The 21,736-nt window shown below is 60.4% G+C and carries 20 protein-coding genes; 8 read left to right on the plus strand and 12 right to left on the minus strand.

Features of this window, described 5'->3' with window-relative positions:
* Nucleotides 1-45: 45 nt before the first annotated feature.
* Nucleotides 46-867 (minus strand): aldo/keto reductase, encoded by an 822-nt coding sequence (locus ACI2JX_RS06790; RefSeq protein WP_368971238.1) that lies wholly within the window; start codon nucleotides 865-867, stop codon nucleotides 46-48.
* Nucleotides 855-1,760, minus strand: coding sequence for a LysR family transcriptional regulator (locus ACI2JX_RS06795; protein WP_404689705.1), 906 nt, complete (start codon nucleotides 1,758-1,760; stop codon nucleotides 855-857). The genes ACI2JX_RS06790 and ACI2JX_RS06795 overlap by 13 nt, the downstream gene beginning before the upstream one ends.
* A 120-nt stretch (nucleotides 1,761-1,880) precedes the next feature.
* Here ACI2JX_RS06795 and ACI2JX_RS06800 point away from each other — a divergent pair, with 120 nt between their 5' ends.
* The 3 genes from ACI2JX_RS06800 (at nucleotide 1,881) to ACI2JX_RS06810 (ending at nucleotide 4,840) form a co-directional block, all read left to right on the plus strand.
* Nucleotides 1,881-2,579, plus strand: a complete 699-nt coding sequence (locus tag ACI2JX_RS06800; RefSeq protein WP_264234443.1) for a CoA transferase subunit A — start codon at nucleotides 1,881-1,883, stop codon at nucleotides 2,577-2,579.
* A gap of 34 nt (nucleotides 2,580-2,613) precedes the next feature.
* On the plus strand, nucleotides 2,614-3,270 hold the full coding sequence (locus ACI2JX_RS06805) for a CoA transferase subunit B (RefSeq protein ID WP_186553450.1): 657 nt from the start codon (nucleotides 2,614-2,616) through the stop codon (nucleotides 3,268-3,270).
* 151 nt (nucleotides 3,271-3,421) lie between these two features.
* Nucleotides 3,422-4,840 carry a short-chain fatty acid transporter gene (locus ACI2JX_RS06810; RefSeq protein ID WP_368971236.1) on the plus strand — a complete coding sequence of 473 codons (1,419 nt, stop codon included), beginning with the start codon at nucleotides 3,422-3,424 and terminating at the stop codon, nucleotides 4,838-4,840.
* A gap of 42 nt (nucleotides 4,841-4,882) precedes the next feature.
* On the opposite strand, the gene ACI2JX_RS06815 is transcribed toward ACI2JX_RS06810, so the two are convergent.
* Both ACI2JX_RS06815 and ACI2JX_RS06820 read right to left on the minus strand, forming a co-directional pair.
* A complete protein-coding gene (locus tag ACI2JX_RS06815; protein WP_404689706.1) occupies nucleotides 4,883-5,776 on the minus strand; it encodes a dihydrodipicolinate synthase family protein in 894 nt (297 codons plus the stop codon).
* A 33-nt stretch (nucleotides 5,777-5,809) separates the two neighbouring features.
* Entirely contained in the window at nucleotides 5,810-6,592 is a 783-nt protein-coding gene (locus ACI2JX_RS06820) for an aldolase (RefSeq protein WP_368971234.1), read from the minus strand.
* A gap of 155 nt (nucleotides 6,593-6,747) precedes the next feature.
* Between ACI2JX_RS06820 and ACI2JX_RS06825 the strand changes: the two genes are divergently transcribed.
* On the plus strand, nucleotides 6,748-7,290 hold the full coding sequence (locus ACI2JX_RS06825; protein ID WP_404689707.1) for a helix-turn-helix domain-containing protein: 543 nt from the start codon (nucleotides 6,748-6,750) through the stop codon (nucleotides 7,288-7,290).
* A gap of 10 nt (nucleotides 7,291-7,300) precedes the next feature.
* Nucleotides 7,301-8,083, plus strand: a complete 783-nt coding sequence (locus tag ACI2JX_RS06830) for a helix-turn-helix domain-containing protein (RefSeq protein ID WP_404689708.1) — start codon at nucleotides 7,301-7,303, stop codon at nucleotides 8,081-8,083.
* 104 nt (nucleotides 8,084-8,187) lie between these two features.
* Here ACI2JX_RS06830 and ACI2JX_RS06835 read toward each other — a convergent pair whose 3' ends face one another.
* Nucleotides 8,188-8,772, minus strand: a complete 585-nt coding sequence (locus ACI2JX_RS06835; RefSeq protein ID WP_404689709.1) for a LysE family translocator — start codon at nucleotides 8,770-8,772, stop codon at nucleotides 8,188-8,190.
* A 277-nt stretch (nucleotides 8,773-9,049) separates the two neighbouring features.
* On the opposite strand from ACI2JX_RS06835, the gene ACI2JX_RS06840 reads away from it, so the two are divergent.
* The gene (locus ACI2JX_RS06840) at nucleotides 9,050-10,621 is read left to right on the plus strand and encodes a TerC family protein (RefSeq protein WP_404689710.1); all 1,572 of its coding nucleotides are present in this window, start codon (nucleotides 9,050-9,052) and stop codon (nucleotides 10,619-10,621) included.
* Here ACI2JX_RS06840 and rarD read toward each other — a convergent pair.
* Together rarD and ACI2JX_RS06850 are read right to left on the minus strand one after the other, a co-directional pair.
* Entirely contained in the window at nucleotides 10,584-11,471 is an 888-nt protein-coding gene (gene rarD, locus ACI2JX_RS06845) for an EamA family transporter RarD (protein ID WP_264234451.1), read from the minus strand. The genes ACI2JX_RS06840 and rarD overlap by 38 nt on opposite strands.
* A gap of 33 nt (nucleotides 11,472-11,504) precedes the next feature.
* The gene (locus ACI2JX_RS06850; RefSeq protein ID WP_404689711.1) at nucleotides 11,505-13,085 is read right to left on the minus strand and encodes an EAL domain-containing protein; all 1,581 of its coding nucleotides are present in this window, start codon (nucleotides 13,083-13,085) and stop codon (nucleotides 11,505-11,507) included.
* Between the two features lie 305 nt (nucleotides 13,086-13,390).
* Here ACI2JX_RS06850 and hppD point away from each other — a divergent pair, with 305 nt between their 5' ends.
* Complete coding sequence (hppD, locus tag ACI2JX_RS06855) at nucleotides 13,391-14,467, plus strand: 4-hydroxyphenylpyruvate dioxygenase (RefSeq protein WP_186553439.1); 1,077 nt, start codon at nucleotides 13,391-13,393, stop codon at nucleotides 14,465-14,467.
* On the opposite strand, the gene ACI2JX_RS06860 is transcribed toward hppD, so the two are convergent.
* Both ACI2JX_RS06860 and ACI2JX_RS06865 read right to left on the minus strand, forming a co-directional pair.
* Nucleotides 14,464-15,291 (minus strand): CSS-motif domain-containing protein, encoded by an 828-nt coding sequence (locus ACI2JX_RS06860; protein WP_404689712.1) that lies wholly within the window; start codon nucleotides 15,289-15,291, stop codon nucleotides 14,464-14,466. The two genes, hppD and ACI2JX_RS06860, sit on opposite strands and share 4 nt — an antisense overlap.
* Before the next feature lie 128 nt (nucleotides 15,292-15,419).
* Entirely contained in the window at nucleotides 15,420-16,109 is a 690-nt protein-coding gene (locus ACI2JX_RS06865) for a type 1 glutamine amidotransferase domain-containing protein (RefSeq protein ID WP_264234454.1), read from the minus strand.
* Between the two features lie 197 nt (nucleotides 16,110-16,306).
* On the opposite strand from ACI2JX_RS06865, the gene ACI2JX_RS06870 reads away from it, so the two are divergent.
* On the plus strand, nucleotides 16,307-18,421 hold the full coding sequence (locus ACI2JX_RS06870; RefSeq protein ID WP_404689817.1) for an ATP-binding protein: 2,115 nt from the start codon (nucleotides 16,307-16,309) through the stop codon (nucleotides 18,419-18,421).
* Here the strand turns inward: ACI2JX_RS06870 and ACI2JX_RS06875 are convergent.
* From ACI2JX_RS06875 to ACI2JX_RS06885, 3 genes are all read right to left on the minus strand, one after another.
* The gene (locus ACI2JX_RS06875; RefSeq protein ID WP_404689713.1) at nucleotides 18,411-20,036 is read right to left on the minus strand and encodes an ATP-binding protein; all 1,626 of its coding nucleotides are present in this window, start codon (nucleotides 20,034-20,036) and stop codon (nucleotides 18,411-18,413) included. The genes ACI2JX_RS06870 and ACI2JX_RS06875 overlap by 11 nt on opposite strands.
* Nucleotides 20,037-20,135: 99 nt before the next feature.
* The gene (locus ACI2JX_RS06880; protein ID WP_264234456.1) at nucleotides 20,136-21,191 is read right to left on the minus strand and encodes a tetratricopeptide repeat protein; all 1,056 of its coding nucleotides are present in this window, start codon (nucleotides 21,189-21,191) and stop codon (nucleotides 20,136-20,138) included.
* Nucleotides 21,192-21,381: 190 nt separating this feature from the next.
* Nucleotides 21,382-21,690: a hypothetical protein gene (locus ACI2JX_RS06885; protein WP_404689714.1), complete on the minus strand. Its 309-nt coding sequence runs from the start codon at nucleotides 21,688-21,690 to the stop codon at nucleotides 21,382-21,384.
* Nucleotides 21,691-21,736 lie beyond the last annotated feature (46 nt).

Below are 21,736 nucleotides of genomic sequence, written 5' to 3' on the forward strand. Positions count from 1 at the left end.
GGGCTTGCCCCGCGATGAGGCCGGCACTGACAAACAACTACTCGCTCAAACCATCGCCAACCGCTGCTTGCGTGTCGGCGCTGGAAACGCCTGGTCAATCGCCCGCAGATCCTCTTCGCTCAATTTCAATGAGGCCGCCCCCGCATTGAGCTGCACATGCCGCGGGTTGACCGCCTTGGGGATGGCAATCACCCCATCAGAGCGGGTCACCCAGGCCAAGCTGACTTGCGCAGGAGTTGCCCCATGGCGCTCGGCAATTTCGGCCAAAAGCGGATGCTTGAGCAATCGCCCGGCCTGCGCCAGCGGGCAATAGGCCATGGTCGGCAAGCCATTGGCCTGGCTCCAGGGCAGCAGGTCGAATTCGATCCCGCGCTCAGCCGGGTTGTACAGCACCTGATTGGTGGCGCAGTCGCTATTAGCCAGTTCATGCAAATCGTCGAGGTCGAAGTTGGATACCCCCCAACGGCGAATCTTGCCTTGCTCGCGCAGACGCTCGAAGGCCTCCACGGTTTCTTCCAGCGGATACTGGCCGCGCCAGTGCAACAGGTACAGGTCGATGCAGTCGGTGCCCAAGCGCTTGAGGCTGCGTTCGCAGGCCAGCGGTAGACCACGCTGGCTGGCGTTGTGCGGGTAGACCTTGCTGACCAGAAACACCTGCTCGCGACGGCCGACCATGGCTTGGCCGACGACCTCTTCGGCGCCACCCTCAGCGTACATTTCCGCAGTGTCGATCAGGCTCAGCCCCAGCTCGATGCCTTGCTGCAGGGCGGCCACTTCGGCGCCGCGCCGAGCAGGATCTTCACCCATGTACCAGGTGCCCTGGCCAATGGCCGGAACGCTTTTGCCTGCAAGCTTCACTGAACGCATGTCACCTCCGGTAGATGGGTATTGCACAACACGACCTCGAGCAGCGCCTCGGCTGCGGTGGACAGTTTGTGGTCGCTTAGCGCCATGACGCCGATGCGCCGCTCAACGCTCGGCTCGACCAGGGCCACGCAGCGCGCACCGAGCTCTTGCATCTGGTTGATGCACAGCGCCGGCACCGCGCTGACCCCCAGGCCATTGGCAACCATGCGGCCGATGGTCGACAGTTGATGGCTCTCGAACGCCACTGTCAGCTTGCCGTGCCCGGCGGCAATGTTCTGCTCCAGCAGCAAGCGCACCGCCGACGGGCGTTGCAGGGCGATGAAATCTTCGTCCAGCAGTTGCTGCCAGGTAACTTGCGGCTGTTGGGCCAGCGGCGAATCGCCCGGTACCACGGCGACGAAGCGATCCAGGTACAGCGGATGAAAGCGTAGCCCATCGAGGTTGTCCGGCTCGAAGCCAATGCCCAGTTCGACGCGCCGGTGGCGTACCAGTTCCAGCACCTGTTCGTTGATCACGTCATGGACGGTAACGTTCACCTTCGGATAGCGCTGGCGGAACACCTTCAGCGACTGTGGCAGCAGGTTGCCGGCAAAGGCGGGCATGGCCGCGACCGACACCCGGCCAAGCTGCAAGGTAAAGCGCTGGCGCAGCATTTCTTCGGTGTCGTCCCAATCGGCCAGCAGGCGCCGGGCCAGCGGCAGCAGCACCTCGCCTTCTGGGGTCAGGCTGACGCTGCGGGTGGTGCGGGTGAGCAGGGCGCCGCCGAGGTTATCCTCCAGCGCCTTGATGGTCAGGCTCAACGCCGGTTGCGAGACGTGCAGGTGCTCGCCGGCCTGGGCGAAGCTTTGGTACTTGGCCACGGTGATGAAGGCGCGTAGCTGCTTGACGTTCATGCGGGGGCTCGACCTTTTGTTTTGGAAAAGTTATCAATCGATGACGAAAACAAAATTAACAAATCAGTCGCCAGCGGTGAAGATGGCTGCACGCACAAACAACTACAAAGGCGGATCAGCATGGCCGGACTGGACAAGCGCGTTGCAACCTACGAACAGGCCCTCGAAGGCCTTACCGACAACATGACGGTACTGGCCGGCGGCTTCGGCCTGTGCGGCATCCCCGAGAACCTCATCGCGCAAATCAAGCGTCTGGGCGTCAAGGGCCTGACCGTGGTTTCCAACAACTGCGGCGTCGATGGCTTTGGCCTGGGCGTGTTGCTCGAAGACCGGCAGATCCGCAAGATGATCGCCTCCTACGTCGGCGAGAACGCCGAGTTCGAACGCCAGCTGCTCAGCGGCGAGCTGGAGGTCGAGCTGACCCCACAAGGCACCCTGGCCGAAAAAATGCGCGCCGGTGGTGCTGGCATCCCGGCTTTCTTTACCGCCACCGGCTACGGCACCCCGGTTGCCGAAGGCAAGGAAGTGCGCGAGTTCAACGGGCGCAAGTACATCCTTGAAGAAGCCATCACCGGCGACTTCGCCATCGTCAAAGGCTGGAAGGCCGACCACTACGGCAACGTGGTGTACCGCAACACTGCGCAAAACTTCAATCCACTGGCAGCCACCGCCGGCAAGATCACCGTGGTCGAGGTCGAGGAAATCGTCGAGCCTGGCGTGCTTCTGCCCAGCGAGATCCACACCCCGGGCATTTATGTCGACCGGGTCATCGTCGGCACCTTCGAGAAGCGCATCGAAAAGCGCACCGTCAAGGCCTGAGCGCCGTCCACAAAACAACAAAGAGATCCAGACCATGGCACTGACCCGCGAACAGATGGCTCAACGTGTTGCCCGTGAACTGAAGGACGGCTATTACGTCAACCTCGGCATCGGCATCCCGACCCTGGTGGCCAACTACGTACCTGCCGACATGGACGTGATGCTGCAATCGGAAAACGGCCTGCTCGGCATGGGCGAATTCCCCACTGAAAGCACCCTCGACGCCGACATGATCAACGCCGGCAAACAAACCGTCACCGCCCGCCGCGGTGCCTCGATCTTCGATTCGGCGCAATCGTTCGCCATGATCCGTGGCGGCCACGTCGACCTCACCGTGCTGGGCGCGTTCGAAGTGGACGTGGAGGGCAACATCGCCTCCTGGATGATCCCCGGCAAGTTGGTCAAGGGCATGGGCGGGGCGATGGACCTGGTTGCCGGCGCCGACAACATCATCGTCACCATGACCCACGCCTCCAAGGATGGCGAGTCCAAGTTGCTGTCGCGCTGCAGCCTGCCGCTGACCGGTGCTGGTTGCATCCGCAAGGTGTTGACCGACCTGGCTTACCTTGAGATCGAAAACGGCGCGTTCATCTTGCGCGAGACGGCCCCAGGGGTGAGCGTCGAGGAAATCATCGAGAAGACCGCAGGCAAGCTGATCGTAGCCGATGATGTAAAGGAAATGACCTTCTGATAGCCGCTTGAGTACCGTGGGAGCGGGCTTGCCCCGCGATAGCGTTGATCGGGACAACTGGGTTGTCTGTCGGCACGCTATCGCGCGGCACGCCCGCTCCCACGGTTTTTGCGTTTGTAACAGCCAATAAAATCAATAAAAGGAAAATCCCGTGGCCGCTGAAATCCAAGACAGCCGCTCCGCTCGCTTTGCCCTGCGCTGCTCGAACTGGGCTGAACGCTGGTTCCCTGATTCCTGGGTGTTCGCCGCCTTGGCGGTGGTGCTGGTGTGTTTCGGCGCACTGGTGATGGGCGCCAAGCCTACCGACACCGCCAAGGCCTTTGGCGATGGTTTCTGGAGCCTGATCCCGTTCACCATGCAGATGGCTTTCGTGGTCATCGGCGGCTATGTAGTCGCCAGCTCCCCCCCGGCGGCGCGGCTGATCGATCGCCTGGCGCGTATCCCCAAAAATGGCCGCTCGGCGGTGTGCTGGGTGGCGCTGATCTCGATGCTCGCCTCGCTGCTCAACTGGGGCCTGTCGCTGGTGTTCGGCGGCTTGCTGGTGCGCGCGTTGGCCCGTCGTGCCGACCTGAAGATGGACTACCGTGCAGCAGGCGCAGCAGCCTACCTGGGCCTGGGGGCGGTGTGGGCGCTGGGCCTGTCGTCCTCGGCGGCGCAGCTGCAGGCCAACCCTGCCAGCCTGCCACCGTCGATCTTGTCCATTACCGGGGTGATCCCGTTCACCGAAACCATTTTTCTTTGGCAATCCGGCGTGATGCTGGCGGCGCTGGTGATCGTCTCCCTGGTGGTCGCCTATGCCACCGCGCCTGGCCCGGGTAGCGCCCGTAGCGCCGAGGCGTGCGGCGTCGACCCAAGCTTCAGCGCGCCGCCACCGCCGCAGCGCACCCGTCCAGGCGAATGGCTGGAATACAGCCCGATCCTGATCCTGCTGTTGGTGGCGCTGGCCGCCGGTTGGCTGTACCAGGAGTTCGCGACCAAACCTGCGATCACCGCTATCTCCGGCCTGAACACCTACAACCTGCTGTTCATCATGCTCGGCGCCTTGCTGCACTGGCGTCCGCGCAGCTTCCTCGATGCGGTGACCCGCGCCGTGCCGACCACCACTGGGGTGCTGATCCAGTTCCCGCTGTATGGCTCGATCGCCGCCATCCTCACCCAGGTCAAGGGCGTGGATGAGCAGACCCTGGCCCACCACATCTCGACCTTCTTCGTGCAGATCGCCTCGCACGACACCTATGCCGTGCTCATGGGGGTGTACTCGGCGGTGCTGGGCTTCTTCATCCCGTCCGGTGGCGGCAAGTGGATCATTGAGGCGCCCTACGTGATGCTGGTGGCCAATGACCTGCAGTATCACCTGGGCTGGGCCGTGCAGATCTACAACGCCGCCGAGGCGCTGCCGAACCTGATCAACCCGTTCTACATGCTGCCGCTGCTCGGGGTGCTAGGGCTCAAGGCGCGCGACCTGATCGGCTTCTCGTTCGTCCAGCTGTTGGTGCATGTGCCATTGGTCCTGGTGCTGCTTTGGGCGCTGGGCACGACGCTGCAGTATGTGCCGCCTGTGATGCCTTGATTTGTGAGTTAGATTCTGGGGCCGCAACGCGGCCCCAAAATCTCAAAGCGCTACGCCGAGCTCATCCAACAGTCCGCGCAACGTCGCGCGTCCTTGTTCATCCAAGCCAAACACCGGCCGCCGCGGTTCGCCCACCGCCAGCCCCGTCAGCGCCAAACCGGCCTTGATAGTGGCCGGCAATCCACCCTTGAGAATGAAGTCGAGCATCGGCAATTGCTGGTAGAACAGCGCTTTGGCCTGCTCCAGGTCACCTGCTCGAATCGCCTGGTACAAGCCCAGGTTGAGCGCGGGTATCAGGTTGGGCGCCGCCGTGCACCAGCCTCTGGCGCCCGCCACGAACGCCTCCAGGGCCAGCGGGTTACAGCCGTTATAAAACGGTACCTGGCCTTCGCCGCGCAGCTGTAGCTGGTGCATGCGCTGAATGTCACCGGTGCTCTCCTTGACCATGGTGACATTCTCCACCTCGCGCACGATGCGCAAGATCAACTCGACCGGCATGTCGGTGCCACTGGTGGCAGGGTTGTTGTAGAGCATGATCGGCAGGTCGACGGCAGCGCCAATCGCCCGGTAGTGCTGGAGTATTTCCGTGGCGCTGAGCTTCCAGTAGGCAGACGGCAAGACCATGACGGCATCGGCGCCATGGGCCTGGGCGAAGCGTGCGCGGCGGATGGCACCGGCAGTGGTGAGGTCGGAGACGCTGACGATGCTCGGCAGCCGCTTGCCAATCTGCGCCAGGCTGTACTCGGCCACTTGCTGCCACTCAGTGTCACTGAGGTAGGCGCCTTCACCCGTGCTGCCCAACGGGGCGATAGCGTGCACTCCCGAGGCGATCAGGCGCTCGATGGACTGGCCCAGCGCCGGCAGGTCGAGTTGGGCGCCGTCGTTGCTGAACGGGGTGATGGTGTAGCCGATGATGCCGTGAAATTCTGTAGTCATGATTGTGGGCTCCGCAGGCAAGGCATTGAAAGGTCAGTTCAGGCAATCGGCATGGATACGCAGGGTTTGGCGCGCGTAGTAGTTGAACGTAGCGGCGTGACGCTTGGGTCGGTCGATCCAGTCGTGAGCTTCGCGGCCCAGCGCCGCGGCGATTGGCTTGATGGTGCCGGCCGCCATCGCCAGCAGTTGCAGGCGTGCGGCGCGTTCGATCAATTGGGCGTACACGCAGGCTTGCTCGACGCTGCTGCCAGTCGACAGCTGGCCATGGTGCGAGAGCAGGATGGCGCGTTTGTCACCCAGCGCCTGGCTGATGATCTCACCTTCTTCGTTGCCAACCGGCACTCCTGGCCAGGCCTCAAGGAACGCGCAGTCGTCATACAGTGGGCACAGGTCCATGTGCGAGACCTGCAACGGCACCTCCAGCATCGACAACGCGGCAACGTGAGTGGGGTGGGTGTGGATGATGCAATTGACGTCCGGGCGAGCACGGTACACCCAGCTGTGGAAGCGGTTGGCCGGGTTGGGCATGCCCTGGCCTTCCAGCACTTGCAGGTCTTCGTTGACCAGCAGCAGGTTACTGGCGGTGATTTCGTCGAAACCCAGGCCCAATTGCTGGGTGTAGAAGGTGCCTGGCTGCGGGCCGCGGGCGCTGATCTGTCCGGCAAGGCCCGAGTCATGGCCATGCTCGAACAGAATTCGGCAGGCCAGGGCCAGCTTTTCCCGTACAGTCCACGTATTATCGGCGAGCGAGCCTTGCATCTGCGTCAGGGCCTGGCGCACCAGTTGGTCTTTGCTGTGAGTCAGGGTCGTTGCCATGGGGGAGGGTCCTCGGTGGCGTGATGGTAGAGGTCAGTGCTTGCCCGCCTAACTGCTTTGGTCGGTGGAAGGGCGGTCAATCACATGACACAAATGATCTTATATGACACAAAGTGTCATGCGCAACTGCGTTTTGCCTGGGAAAGCCGCGTCACATGTCTATCCGACTGAAACTGCTGAGAAAAAAACTCGGGATTACCCTGGAGGTGCTGGCTGACAAGGCCGGCATGACCAAGAGCTACCTGTCCAAGGTCGAGCGGGGGCTCAATACCCCGTCCATCGCCACGGCGCTCAAGCTTGCCCGGGCGTTGAACGTCAATGTCGAAGAGCTGTTCGCCGATGACCCATCGGGCGAGGCGCGTTACAGCCTGGTGCGCGGGACGGAGCGCCAGGCACTGGTAGGCAGCGGTGAGGGGCCGGGCTACGCGGTGTTGACCTCGCAGGTCGGCCTGCGCAGTTTGTTGCCGTTCATGATCCAGCCGCCGAGCGAATTCAGCGACCCGACCTTCAAGGCGCATGAGGGTGAAGAGTTTCTGTTCGTCCACCAGGGCCAGGTCGAGGTGGACTTCATGACCGAGCGGGTGCTGCTGGAGCAGGGCGATGCCTTGCACTTCAATGCCCAGACGCCGCACCGCCTGCGTTCGGTCGGGCCACAGCAGGCGCAATTGCTGGTGGTGGTACAAGGCAGCGGCGAGTGAGGGCAGGGCGATGATCGAGGTGTCGCGGTTCTGGCGTGATCCGGCCTTGCCGTTCGTCGAAGCGCGGCGTGTCGGTGATGGGCGCCAAGTCTGCTATGGCGCACATTCTCATGAGAGTTTTTCCATCGGTGTGATCACCGGCGGGCGCAGTACCTATGTGACCGGCGACAGCTGTCGCGAAGTCGCAGCGGGGACGACGGTGCTGATGAAGCCGGGCGTGGTGCACACCTGCAATCCGATCGAAGGCCAGCCTTGGTCGTATGTGATGTTGTTCGTCGATGTGCCGTGGTTGCAGGCCCAGGGGATCGACCTGCCGGATGCAACGCTGAGTACCTCGCCAGCTCTGTACAGCCACTTGTTGCAAGTGCTGGCGGGGTTGTTTGATGGCGACACGCCAGGTCGTGAGGCGTTGTTAGCGGGTTTCTTTCAGGTATTGCCGGGCTACCTGGATCGCCCCTCGGTCACTCGATCTGTGCAGCATCCGCGCCTTGAGGCCGCAGCTGCGTTCATCCGCGCGCATCGGCTGGATCCGTTGACCCTTGAAGAAATCTGCGCTGCAGCCGGCCTTTCGCGTGCTTACTTGATCCGCGCGTTCCGCCAGCGTTTTGGCCTTACGCCCCATGGCTATCTACTTGATCAGCGCGTGCAGCATGCGCGTGCTCAACTGCGTGTGGGCCGGCCGATCGCCGAGGTGGCGCTGGAGGCGGGGTTTGCTGACCAGGCGCATTTGCAACGGGCGTTCAAGCAGCATCTGGCAGCAACGCCTGGACATTATCGCCAGGCGGTCTGGTGAGGGTGGCTGTTCGCAGGTAACACCGATCCCACCACTGCCGCTACAGCGCGAGCCCTGTAGGCGCGGGCTTGCCCGCGAACAGGCCGGTACACGCAATAATTTCATCAGCCCCCAATCAGATAGAGGGCACTGGCAACCAGTAGCGCGGCCAGCATGCGATTGAACCCCCTCATGTACCTTGGATTGCCCAGATACTGACGAATCACACTCCCAGCCCAGGCCCAGCTGGCGATCGACACGAAGCAGATCGGCCCATAGATCCAGATAAACAGCCACAACAGCTGTTGTTCTCCACTGGTATAGGCGCCCACCCCAGCCAGCGCCGCCAGCCAGGCTTTCGGGTTGAGCCATTGCATCGCCGCACCGTGCCAGGCCGACGGTGCCCGCAACTCCCCCTGGTTGCCCAGTCCACCCGTGTCAGTGGCCAGTCGCCACGCCAGGTACAGCAAGAACAGCACTCCACCCCAGTGCAGCCCCAGACCGATCAGGGGCCAGCGCACTAACAGTTCATGCAGGCCCAGGCCAACCACAATCAATAGCAGGCAAAAGCCCAAGGTGGCTCCCGCCACATGCCTCAGGCTGGCGCGCAGGCCATGGCGGGCCCCGCTGCCAAGCGCGACGATATTGACTGGCCCCGGTGAAATCGAAGCCGCCAGGGCGAAGGCGGCCATGGACAATGACAGGCTCATGGATGACATCTCGTGTTGGAAGATGTCCGCTATCCTGATCAGCAAGCGCGGCGGTGTATTGAATAAAAGTGCCCTGATAGGGTCGCTGCATGCACCGCTGTTACAGGTTTTGTAATAGTTTCGCGCTGTGAGAAAAAGCGTCTGTGATTGTAGGATCTCCATCCGTATTTTCTATCAAGGTATGTATGAGCACCTTCTCGGAGCCCCCCAGTTTCAGGCCATTCTGGCCTTCCTTCTCCCCCCGTCCTCGTGACGCTTGCTTCGTGAGTACCCGCTAATGGAATGGCTAGCCGACCCCACGGCCTGGCTGGGCCTGCTGACGCTTATCGTCCTCGAGCTGGTACTGGGCATTGATAACCTGGTATTCATCGCCATTCTGGCTGACAAGCTGCCCCCGCATCAGCGCGACCGCGCGCGGGTAATCGGCTTGACCTTGGCGCTGGTCATGCGCCTGGGCTTGTTGGCGAGCATCTCGTGGATGGTCACCCTCACCGCGCCGCTGTTCGAGATCTTCGACAAGAGCTTCTCGGGCCGCGACCTGATCATGCTGTTTGGTGGTGTGTTCCTGTTGTTCAAGGCGACCATGGAGCTGCACGAACGGCTTGAGGGCCATGTCACCCAATCCAGTGGCACCCTGCGTCATGCCGCGTTCTGGCCCATCGTGGCGCAGATCGTGGTGCTCGATGCGGTGTTCTCGCTCGATGCGGTGATCACTGCGGTAGGTATGGTCGAGCATCTGTCGGTGATGATGATTGCGGTGATCTTCTCGATCGGCATCATGATCGTCGCCAGCAAACCGCTGACCCGCTTCGTCAACGCCCACCCCACGGTGATCATGCTGTGTCTGGGCTTCTTGATGATGATCGGCTTCAGCCTGACCGCCGAAGGCCTGGGCTTCCACATCCCGAAAGGCTACCTGTATGCGGCAATTGGCTTCTCGATCCTGATTGAGCTGTTCAACCAGTTGGCCCGTGCCCGCCGCAAGCGCAGCTTGCAGCAGCACCGGCCACTGCGTGAGCGGACCGCCCATGCGGTACTGCGCCTGATGGGCGGTCGCCGGGTCGAGGCCGACGAGGTCGGTGAAGAGATCGCCGACCTGGTCGAGGGTGGCGAAGAGCAGGTGCTGTTCGATCGCCGCGAACGGGTGATGATCAGCGGCGTGCTGAACCTGGCCGAGCGGCCGATTCGCACGGTGATGACGGTGCGTGCCGAAGTCGATGCGATCGACCTGGCGCAAGCGCCCGAAGCCATCACCCAGGCCCTGGCCAACTCGCCATACTCGCGCCTGCCGTTGATTCGCAATGGACGTATCGAGGAACCGTTGGGCTTTGTGCACAAGAAGGAGTTGCTCAAGGAGCTGCTCGACGGCAATCAGCCGGACCTGGAACGCATGGCCCGCGCGCCGCTGAACCTGCTGGAAAGCTTCACCCTGCTCAATGCCTTGGAACAGATGCGCAACCAGTCGACGCACATCGCTTTCGTGGTTAACGAGTTCGGTGATTTCACCGGCGTGCTGACCATGACCGACATCCTTGAGTCGATTGCGGGCGAGCTACCCGACGCCAGCGAGGTCGAGGGCCCGGCGATCATCGAGGAGGAGGGTGGCTTCGTCGTCAGTGGCGCCTTGAACCTCAGCCAGGTGCAGGCGCGCATTGGCTTCAGCGCGCGTGCCACCGAGGACTACCAGACCCTGGCGGGCCTGGTGATGAGTCTGCTGGATCGGCTGCCGGTGGTCGGCGACCGCCTGGCCTGGAACGGCTGGAGCATGACCGTGGTGGCGGTGGAGGAGCGCCGTGTGCGTCAGGTGCGCCTTACACCGAACGCCGACGTTGACGCAGCAGGTGCTTGAAGCCTTCAAGCACTAGCACCAGGACGGCGGCCCAGATCGGCAGGTAGGTCAGCCACTGGTCGGGGCCGATGGTCTCGCCCAGTAGCAGGGCCACGCCCACCAGCAACACCGGCTCTACATAGCTGAGCAGCCCGAACAGGCTGAACGGCAACAGCCGACTGGCCAGCACGTAGGCGATCAGGGCGCAGGCACTGATCGCCCCGAGCAGCGGGATCAAGCCGTACAAACCAGGGTGTTCGACCAGGTCAGCCGCCGACAGCGGCCCCTGGATCACGAAGTACAGCGCCCAAGGTAGCAACAGGCACATGTCGCACCACAGCCCGCCCAGGTGATCGGTGCGGCAGCGTCGGCGCAGCACGAAGTAGATCGGGTAGCCGATCATCACCAGCAGGGTTTCCCAAGCGAAACTGCCATTCTGATACAGCTCATGGCCCACCCCCAGGGCTGCGCAGCTCACCGCCACTTTCTGCAAGCGCGACAGACGCTCGCCGTACACCAGGCGCCCGGTCATGACCATGGCCAGCGGCAGCAGGAAGTAGCCCATCGACACCTCAAGGCTGCGCCCATGCAGCGGCGCCCAGAGGAACAGCCACAGCTGCACGCCCATCAACCACGAGGTGCCGACCATGCCGAGCAGCAGCATTGGCGTTTCTCGGACCCTGGCCAAAAGCTCGCCGACCCGCTTCCAGTCTTTGCTGACCAGCATGAACAAGGTCAGGCAAGGCAGGGTCAGCAAGGTCCGCCAGCCAAAGATCTCCTCACCGTCCAGCGGTGCCAACAAGGAGGTGTAGAAATACATCACGGCGAACAAACACGACGCCATGACCGACGAAAGAATGCCTTTTGACACGAATGCCTCGGTTACAGGAGATGAGCGGGTGGATCAGCCGCGCATGATCTCAGGGCGCGCTGGTTGCGGCAACCGCGAGCTTTGTGCAGCCAAGGCACGCAGGAACTCATCCAGCGGCATCGGCCGGGCGAACAGGAAGCCTTGCTGGAAATCTACCTGGCGCTGTTCGAGGTAATCGCGTTGGGTCTGGGTCTCCACCCCCTCGGCGACAATGCCCAGGCCTAGCTTGGTCGACAGCTCGATGATGCTGTCCAAGATGTGCTGGGACAGCGCATCGCCGCCGATCATGGCGACGAAACTCTGGTCGATCTTCAGGTAATCGACGTTGAACTGGCGCAGATAATTCAGGCTGGACTGCCCGGTGCCAAAGTCATCCAGGGCAATCATCACGCCCATTTCGTGGAGTTTTTCGAATAACTCCAGGGTCACCGGTGTGGCTTCGATCAACTTGCGTTCGGTCAGCTCCAGGGTCAGCTTCACCCGACCTGGCTCGAAGTGCTGCAGGAAGGTCCGGCAGTCGTCGAGCAGGCGCAGGTCGCGGCAATGATCGGCAGTGATATTGATGCCGACATGGAAGCCGTCTTCGAGCAGCGCTGCGTAAGGCGCCAAGCCTTGGGCGGTATGCAGCATCAGTGCGCGGGTCATGGCGACGATCTGGCCGCTGTGCTCGGCATACGGGATGAACAAATCAGGGCGCACCAGGCCTTCGCGTGGGTGATTCCAGCGCATCAGCACTTCGGCGCCGGCCCAGCGATAGTCGCCTTTGCGTACCACTGGTTGGAAATAGGGCAGGAATTCATCTGCTTCCAGGGCGCGATCCAGCTCGCTGCGCGGCGACGAGGCGCGGCGGATCTGCCAGCGCACGACACTTCCGGCCACTACCCCCAGCAACAGCAACAGACTGAGCAGCGCAGGATAATGATCGCGCATCAGTTCGGCTTGTTTATGCGCGCCATAGCCGCCATGCACACTGAACGGATAGCGCGCTGAAGCTTGTACCACTGCTGCGGTCGCTGCCGTCGGCGGGGCACCGTGACGAACCACGCCGTCCTTGCCCATCCAACTATTGCCCACCTGGATCTGCAGGTCCTCGTCCCTACCGAGCATGCGTAGGACCGTGAGCAGGTGATCGCCGTCCACTGTGGTGATGGCGCCGCGAGCGCCTTCGCTGGCGCGATAGACCAGCAGCGGGTGGCCAGGTGTCACCGAATTGCCATCCATCAGCCACAACCGGCCTTCGGTGTAGTCAGCCGCGTTTACCGGCTCGTCAAATTCGCCAAACAGCGAGTTGCAATAGAGCGTGTTGCGTTTGAACAGATTGGTCGAACGTACGAACGCGTTGCGCGTCACTTGGCTGCGCAAGGCTACCTCGACTTCAGCGCAGGGCTTGCCGACCAAGGGAAACAGTGACCTGGCAGAATCCGACAAACTGTCCAGGATCTGCTCGATGTGCTGCAGCACCTGCTCGGTGATGGCCTGGCTGCTCTCGCGCAACTCTCGCTGCGCCTGCCAGTTCATCACCGCCGCCCCACACACTAGCGGCAGGGCGCCGACCACCCAGGGCAGCAGGGCGCGCCAGCTCCAGCGGGCGGGACGTTTAACTGAAAGGGGCATGCTGACCTAATCTTGAAGAAGGAGTACGCACAGGATAGCCGTTTGTCGGTTAGCTTGACGCACTTAAAACGCGACAAACCGATTTACGCCAGATAGAATCGGTTTACGAATACAACAATAAGGTTCTCCCTCCTGGAGGATCAAGCCCGCCGAGAATGGGTCCATATGACATATCATGGGTTCACGTTGATCATAGGTGGCTTCCTCGCCCGCAGCGTGCGGGGCATCCCCTGCTCACCACCACGTCTGTCCGACATCCCAAGCACCTGACCCACCGTTAATGCGCTGTAGATGAGGACACGAACATGGCTGATATCTTTGACAATCCAATGGGCCTGATGGGCTTTGAGTTCATCGAGCTCGCCTCGCCGACCCCGGGTGTGCTGGAACCTGTATTCCAGATCATGGGCTTCACCAAGGTGGCGTCGCACCGTTCCAAGGACGTGCACCTGTACCGCCAGGGCGGTATCAACCTGATTCTTAACAACGAACCCAAGAGCATCGCGTCCTACTTTGCCGCCGAGCATGGCCCGTCGGTGTGCGGCATGGCATTTCGCGTGCGCAATGCCCATGAAGCCTATGCCCGCGCGCTGGAACTGGGCGCCCAGCCGGTCGAGATCGAAACCGGCCCGATGGAGCTTCGCCTGCCTGCGATCAAGGGGATTGGCGGCGCGCCGCTGTACCTGATCGACCGCCATGAAGAAGGCAGCTCGATCTATGACATCGACTTCAAGTTCATCGACGGGGTCGATCGTAATCCGGTCGGCGCAGGTCTCAAGCTCATCGATCACCTGACTCATAATGTCTATCGCGGCCGGATGGCCTACTGGGCAGGCTTCTACGAGAAACTGTTCAACTTCCGCGAAATCCGCTATTTCGACATCAAGGGCGAATACACCGGCCTGACCTCCAAGGCCATGACCGCTCCCGACGGCATGATTCGCATCCCGCTCAATGAGGAGTCGTCCAAGGGGGCGGGGCAGATCGAAGAGTTCCTGATGCAGTTCAACGGCGAGGGCATCCAGCATGTCGCCTTCCTCACCGATGACTTGATCAAGACCTGGGACGCCCTCAAAGGCTTAGGCATGCGCTTCATGACCGCTCCGCCGCAAACCTACTACGAGATGCTTGAAGAGCGTCTGCCTGGTCATGGTGAGCCGGTCGATCAGCTGCAGGCCCGCGGTATCCTGCTCGATGGTGCTTCAGAGGCCGATGACAAGCGACTGCTGCTGCAGATCTTCTCGGAAACCTTGCTGGGGCCCGTGTTCTTCGAGTTCATCCAGCGCAAGGGCGATGATGGCTTTGGCGAGGGTAACTTCAAAGCCCTGTTCGAATCGATCGAGCGTGATCAGGTGCGTCGCGGTGTGCTTAGCACCGATTAACTGCTCGCACGCCCCCGTCTGGTGTTAAGGGCGGGGGTTGCCGTGGTTTTATGCCTTTTTCTGTGAATTCCCCAATAGGCCATGGCAGCGGTCAGCACGCCCACTAGCGACAGTGACGGGAGAGTTCCGAGTAGGGAATGGTGTATCTCCTGAGCAGTGTGACCGGTTGGATAGCCTGCTTTAAGCGTGTAGCCATGTTTGGCTGATCGCTCACTCTGGAAGAACTCCGATTGCGATGGCCGCGTCGGCTCCCGACTGTCGCCTCGGGCCCAGATGTACTTGTCATCGAACTCCAGCAGCATCACCAAGTCACCCTGGAAACCATACAATGCGTTGCGCAGCTCAAGGCCATAGGCGGTGGCGACAACGCCTGAGTTGCGGGCTGCTAACCGATACTCAACGACCACCCCATTGGGGGTGCTAGGAGAGGTTAAATTAAGCCTGACATTCGGGCCTTGGCTGTCAGAGTGGTGCAGCCTTGGATAGGGAGGCGGTAAAGTGCTGCAATAACCTTTGTTGTTGCGCGTCAACATCAGTGAACTAATTCGTGAGTCCTTGGCTGTGCGGGCTTTCAACGCACCGATCACGCGGTCGCACGGTCTACCGGCATATACCAAGGACTCGCTGGCGGCGCTAAGCAAGTTGTCCAGCACCTGATCGATGACTAGCACAGCTTCGCTGGCCGACACGCGAGCGTGCTCGTCTAGTTTGCGCTCCAGCTGATAGACCATCACTGTCAGTCCCGCAGCCACAGGCACCAACCCAACCCCTATAATCAGCAAAAGCTGCAACAGGCTTCGTGCTGCATACTTGAGTTTCGACATCGGCTTACCCTCCTTGTCAGAGCTGTCCATGGTTGGACAGATGCTGGGGAGGGTACGGGGGACATCCTCACTGAGCTGTAGGCTTGAGCCGGTTTAACTCTGGTAAATGTGGTCGCGCGCTGTGGGAGTCAGCTCTTCTTGCCGAGCGTTTCTACAACTTTTTCCGCCACCGACGCGCTAGAGGCTGGGTTTTGGCCGGTAATCAAGCGCCCATCGCACACAACGAACGGCTTCCACGGATCTTCATGTTTTTTGTATTTACCACCTCGAGCGCCTAGTTCGTTTTCAGTCAGATAGGGCACGACCTTATCCAGCTCAACCAGCTGTTCTTCGATATTGGAAAACCCGGTGACTTCACGGTCTTTGACCAACAGCGTGTTGTCGCTAAGTTTGATGTTCAACAAGCCTACCGCCCCATGGCAGACTGACGCGACCACGCCCCCTTTTTCATAGATGCGCCGCGCCAGCTCTTGCAGCGCCGTGTTATCCGGGAAATCCCAGATAACCCCATGGCCACCGGTGTAGTAAATCGCGCTGTAATCATCAGGTTTGACCTGGCCTGGGCTGAGGGTAGTGCCCAGACGGTTCATGAACTGCTTGTCGTCATACCACTGCCAATCCAGATCCTGCGCCATCTGCAGGCTGTGCGGGTCAATGGGAATGTACCCGCCGTTGGGGCTGACATAGTCAACGGCGTAGCCACTTTTTTCGACCACCTCGACAAAGTGGACCGCCTCGCCCAGCCACAGGCCGGTTGCGCGTTTAAGGGTTGGATATTTGGCGGTGTTGGTCAGTACGACTAGAATTTTCTTGCTCATGACCTCGCTCCATCGACAGGAAAGGGCCCGGTGACTCCGGGAACGCATGGCAAAGCCTAATCAGCATAGCTGGCACTGAGCGCGATGCCATCAGCGCAGTGATGGCAATGTGCTAGCCTTGCGGCATGCGCGATGAGCCGAGTTTTTCGGCTGAGTCAGTGGTTAACCAAATATTGCAGTACGCCTTGTCCGGGCAGATGATGCTGGGCAGCCAACCACGTCAAGGAATGAACAAATTGGTCGCGAAAGGTAGGTCATCCGAGCCTGGACTCCAGGTAATTAGCCTTACGCCAGCCGCCCCCCTTGCTGACAGCATGGACAAGTCGATCAGCCAGTTCGACTGGAGCACAACATCCTTGGGGGCTTTACCCCAATGGCCGCCAGCCCTGCGCATTGCCGTTGACATGATGCAGCATTCGCCGTTCCCCAGCGCACTGGCATGGGGTGCGGAGCTCACGGTGATCCATAACCAGGGGTACCGAGGCCTATTTCCGGCAAACCTGCAGACCTTGGGCTGTTCTTTCGATTCGTTGTGGAGCGACGAACACTGGCAAGTGATCGGCCCGTGTGTGTTCAAGGCGCTGCAAGGGCAGGCCAGTTTCGTTGAAGACACCCCTATTCGGATAGGCCCTGGCAACAGCATTGGCCAAGCCTGGTATGCCTTCAGCTACACCCCCATCAGGGATGACCAGGGTGCAGTGGCGGGCGTTCTGCACACGGTCATCGATACCACCTCGAGCATGGAAACCATAGGCCTGTGGCGAGAATTGGCGACAACCTTCGAAAAACAGATCGCTCGCTACATGGCTGACCGAGACCACATCTGGCAGCTTTCGCGCGATGCCATGGTCATGCTTAAGCGCGACATGCGCTTGCAGGCGGCCAATCCTGCGTGGCTGCAGATCTTGGGTTGGAGTGAGGATGAAGTGGCGGGCATGCCGATCCTTGAACTGGTGCATCCAGCCGATCGACCGCAAATCCGTAGTGCAGTCCTGGATGTTCTGCATGGCAACGGGGTTGAGCAGATCGAAACCCGGCTACGTCACAAAGAGGGGCATTACCGCTGGTTCAGCTGGAGCGGCAGGCTTGAGGGTAATGTGCTGACGGCGGTGGGGCGCGATATCAGCCAAGAGCGCGAAGACGCCATTCGCCAGAGCGAGATGCTCCTGCGCAACAGCCAGCGGATGCAAGCTGTAGGGCAGTTGGCGGGTGGTATGGCCCATGAGATGAATAACCTGTTGTCGGGTATCAGCGGCAGCCTCGAGCTGCTGCAACGGCGCTTGGCGCAAGGGCGATTAGAACGAATCGACAACTATGTGCTATTGGCCCGTGATTCAGTCCAGCGGGCCATGACCCTCACTCATCGATTGTTGGCATTTTCCAGAAGCCAGCCACTGTCACCGCGCAACTTGGATATCAACCGTTTGCTGGAAGCGGCTGAGCCGATCCTGTTGCAAGCACTGGGGCCGGAGATGCGTTTGCAGTGGCAATTGGATACGGCGTCATGGCCGGTCTATCTGGATGCCGCGCAATTGGAAAATGCATTGATCAACCTGTGCGCCAACTCCCGTGATGCCTGCCGGGACCGCGGCCAGCTGACGATTCGCAGCGTCAACCAGCGTCTGACGGGCTCGGAGGTAAATGATAGCGGTTTGCCCAACGGCGATTACGTGGCCATTCATGTCGAGGACAATGGCCATGGCATGTCGAGCGAAGACGTGACACGTGCGTTCGAACCGTTTTTCACCACCAAACCGGCTGGTCGAGGGGCGGGGCTTGGGTTGCCGATGGTCTACGGTTTTGTCAGGCAGTCTGGTGGCCACGCTTGGGTTGAATCGACCTTGGGTAAGGGCACCCGGGTGTCAATGATGTTTCCGCGTGGTGAGGCGTTGCCGGAACCAGAACAGACCCCTGCAGCGTTACCAGCAAGCACCGCACGTGGACGCGGCGAGCGCGTGCTGTTGATCGACGATGAGGCCAATCTACGCAATTTGATGAAAGAGGCATTGGCGGACTTTGGTTTTGATGTCAGCGTTGCTACCGATGCCAATTCTGCTTTGGGGCAGTACCGGCTCGCTGGCACATTTGATTTGGTCATCACCGACATTGGGCTTCCTGGAGGATTCAGTGGACGTCAGGTAGCCAAGGCCATGCGTCTGCTCAACCCCGAACAGAAAATTCTATTCATTACCGGATTTACCGAACAACCCATAGAACAGCAATTGCTCAGCCAGCCAGGAACTGCGCTGATGCTCAAGCCCTTCACCCTGGAGAGCTTGGTAGAGCAGGCCCAACGCATGATTAGTTGTTAGCGCCGCTTGAGCGTTTGCCCAGCATCCCGGCAACCCTCTGTTGCAGGTGGTTGAGTTCAAACGGCTTGCAGATCAATTGCATGCCTGGCCCAAGAAAGTCTTCCCTGGCCATCGCCGTTTCAGCGTAACCGGTGATGAACAGCACAGGCAGGTCCGGGCGCAACTGCTGGGCAATTTCGGCCAATTGCCTGCCGTTCATTCCGGGGAGCCCGACATCACTGATCAGCAAGGCCAAGGGGCGACGGGAGTGCAGCACGCGCAGCGCCTCGTTGGCGTTGCTCGCTACCTGACAATCCAAGCCATCTTCGGCAAGTGCCTGGCACACCAGCAGGCGCACATGTTCGTCGTCTTCGACTATCAGAACATGCTGATCGGCCTGGGCAGTGGGGGCGGGGGGGTGATTGGCCTTGGCTTGAGGCTGCACATTGCCTGGATCGCGTGGTAGATAGAGGTCAACTCTGCTGCCTCGGCCGATTTCACTGTGCAGCGCTACATGGCCATGCGACTGCTTACTGAAGCCATAGACCATCGACAAACCCATGCCGATGCCCTGGCCAACCGGTTTGGTGCTGAAAAACGGCTCAAAAGCCCGCTCCAGGGTGCTTTGCGACATCCCTTGGCCGTTGTCGCTGATGCTGATGCGCAGATAATCACCGCTGGCCAAGCCTTCATGGGCCAAGCGTGCCTTGTCAACGCGCAGGTTGCTCGCCTCGATGGTCATTTCGCCGCCGCTGGGCATCGCCTCCGAGGCGTTGGTCAGCAGGTTGTCCAGCGCTTCGCGTAGCTGCTGATCATCCGCCTGTACTCGCCAGAGGTTCTCCGGCAGGCGTAAGTGCACGCGGATTGCGCCGCCCAAGTCAGTCAATGGCATCGACTCGAGCAAGGCGCTCAGGTCGACACTGCGGTTGTCCAGTGATTGCCGGGAGGAAAACGCCAATAACCGATGGGTCAGGCGGGCGGCACGCGTAACGGCTTCCTGGCCCATGCGCAACACCCCGCCAAGCTTGTCGGTGCGGCCCTGTTGCAGGTACCGGTCAATTAACTCGAAGCTTCCGCCGATGCTGGTCAACAGATTATTGAAGTCGTGGGCAACGCCGCCGGCCAATTGACCTACGGCTTCCATCTTGCGCGTTTGGTGCAGTGCCTGGACTTCTTTTTGCCGCTGCTGCGCCTGATCGTGCAATTGCTGCTGCAACTCAAGCAGCTGGTCGCGAGCAAGGTACTGACGGCGTCGGGCCCGAAGGGCCGATTGGCTAAGATTCAGTAGCTGGCAATCATCGAAAGGAAGCTGCAGCAACAGCAGGTTACCCAAGCGTTCTCGCGGTGGGCCGGTGGTTGGCGAGTGGATATCTGCCAGCAACACAATGGGCAGGTCGGACCATTCAGGTTGGCCATCTATAAATTGCTGCAACGGTGATTTCTGATCGTCGGATAGGCTCTCTTCAGCGACGATCGCCAGGCCAACGCCCTCGGATAACCAGCCACACAAGCGCGCCAGATCGGTTGTACGTTGGCAGCCGATTCCTGCGGCCGCAAGCATTCTGCTGGTCTTCGCCCCCAGACGTGCTGGAGCCAGGATCAGTGCACGCTCGTCCAGCGACAACGAAGCGGCCAAGGCTGCTCTCCCTAAACAGTTGGCGGGTCGCAAGTGACCCTGCCGATATCCACTGGACCATGGCGTCGGGAGCGGGGTTCAAACTGTTTAAGGATTTCTCTAAAGGCCTTGCTGGAGTATTGGATCATCCGGGTTTAGCCGCTCAAGTTCGGCCAATAGCACCTGAACGTTTTGCAACTGCCCGGTCTCTTTCCAGTATTGGATTAGCAATACCCGCGCCTTGCGATTGGCCGGCTGTCGATTCAATACCGTCTCCAACTGTTTTTGCGCGGCCTCAACCTGCTCCAACTGGTGCAGAGTCAGCGCCAGCGCGTAGCGATAGTCGGGATCGTCAGGTTGCAGTTCCACTGCGCGGGAGAACGCCAATAGCGCGTATTCGTGCTGATCGTGGCGCGTCAGCCAGAGGCCTAGTTGGTGCTGCAAAAAAGCAGAGTCTGGCTGCAAGGCCAGGGCCTTGCCCAGCACCTGCCGAGATGCATCGTGCTGACCCTGGCGCTCCAACAAACGAACTTGGATAGCTAATGCCTCGAGACTCTCCGGTGACGCTTTCAGGCTGCGTTGCAGGGCTGCATTAGCGCGCTGGTAGTCGTGTTCGTGCAAATACAGGCGTGCCAGGTGGATTTGCGCGGCGGGATCTTGCGGTTGCGCTTCAAGTGCTTGCTGGAATTGGTCAAGGGCCTGTTGCAGTGGACCGAAGTACAGGCCAATCGCATCGGGATCCAGGCCCAGCAACGCGTCCACTGCGGCAAAGCGAACACTCTGGTCATCGTCATCAAGCAGTGGCCCTAGCACCAGGCTGCGCTGCGTCGCGGGCAATAGCTGGCGAATGCTGGCAATGGCGGCGCGGCGCACCAACGGTTCGTCGTGCTGCAGATCAAGCTTGGCCAGCTCCAGCGCTTTAGGTGAAGGGTAGTTGGCCAGTTCGGCATACAACGCCGCGCGACGAATCGGCGCCAGGTCGTTGCGCTGCAATTGCTGATAGAGCACGCGGGCGGCGCCTGGTTGGCCGTTATGGGCCATGCGCAGGGCTTTGGCGTAGCTATGTGGCGGCAGGGCGGGCGCGGTGGGCGCTTCGCTGCGCGACAAATAGCCGATCACCACCGATACCAAAATCAGCAACAGCACAGCGATCAGGTAGTGACGGTGTCGGGGCATCGGCGAGTCCGTTGAGGCAGAGGGGGTGAGCTTGGGCGAGCTTGAAGTGAATTGCAATCTTGGGGGGGGTGTGTTGCGTGAAGGGCTGTAGCGCGAATGGCTATCTGCAGCGGCTGGGTCGCTTAACCGACCCCGACACGAACGCTAAGTGATCAAGTATCCGCAGATGCATGTTTTTTTCGGATGTTTCCTACAGGTTTTGAAGTAACAGATGACGGTGGTTTATGTTTTCGTAAGTTGCAAGTCCACTTTTTCTATTTGTTCTTTTGTTTTGTTTGGTCAATTTTATGGGCAGATCCTGGGTGGTTCCTTGCTGAATGGTTTTTTTACCGAGATCTGTATCTTTTATTCGTTGGGCAAGGATTGATAATGGCCCGATGATAGTCAGCTCCGGGAGCGCTGAATGAATATGCACGTTGATATGCAGCAGGGTAGAGCGCAGTCGGGGGCGATGGTGGTGCGATTTTCTTTCAATGGTTTGGCGGCAGTAAGTTGTCACTTGGCTGGTTCCTAAATAGATGTAAGAAACGTCCGATAAGCGAGAA

This window comes from Pseudomonas sp. NPDC088890 (assembly GCF_044900155.1).
Lineage (GTDB): Bacteria > Pseudomonadota > Gammaproteobacteria > Pseudomonadales > Pseudomonadaceae > Aquipseudomonas > Aquipseudomonas urmiensis.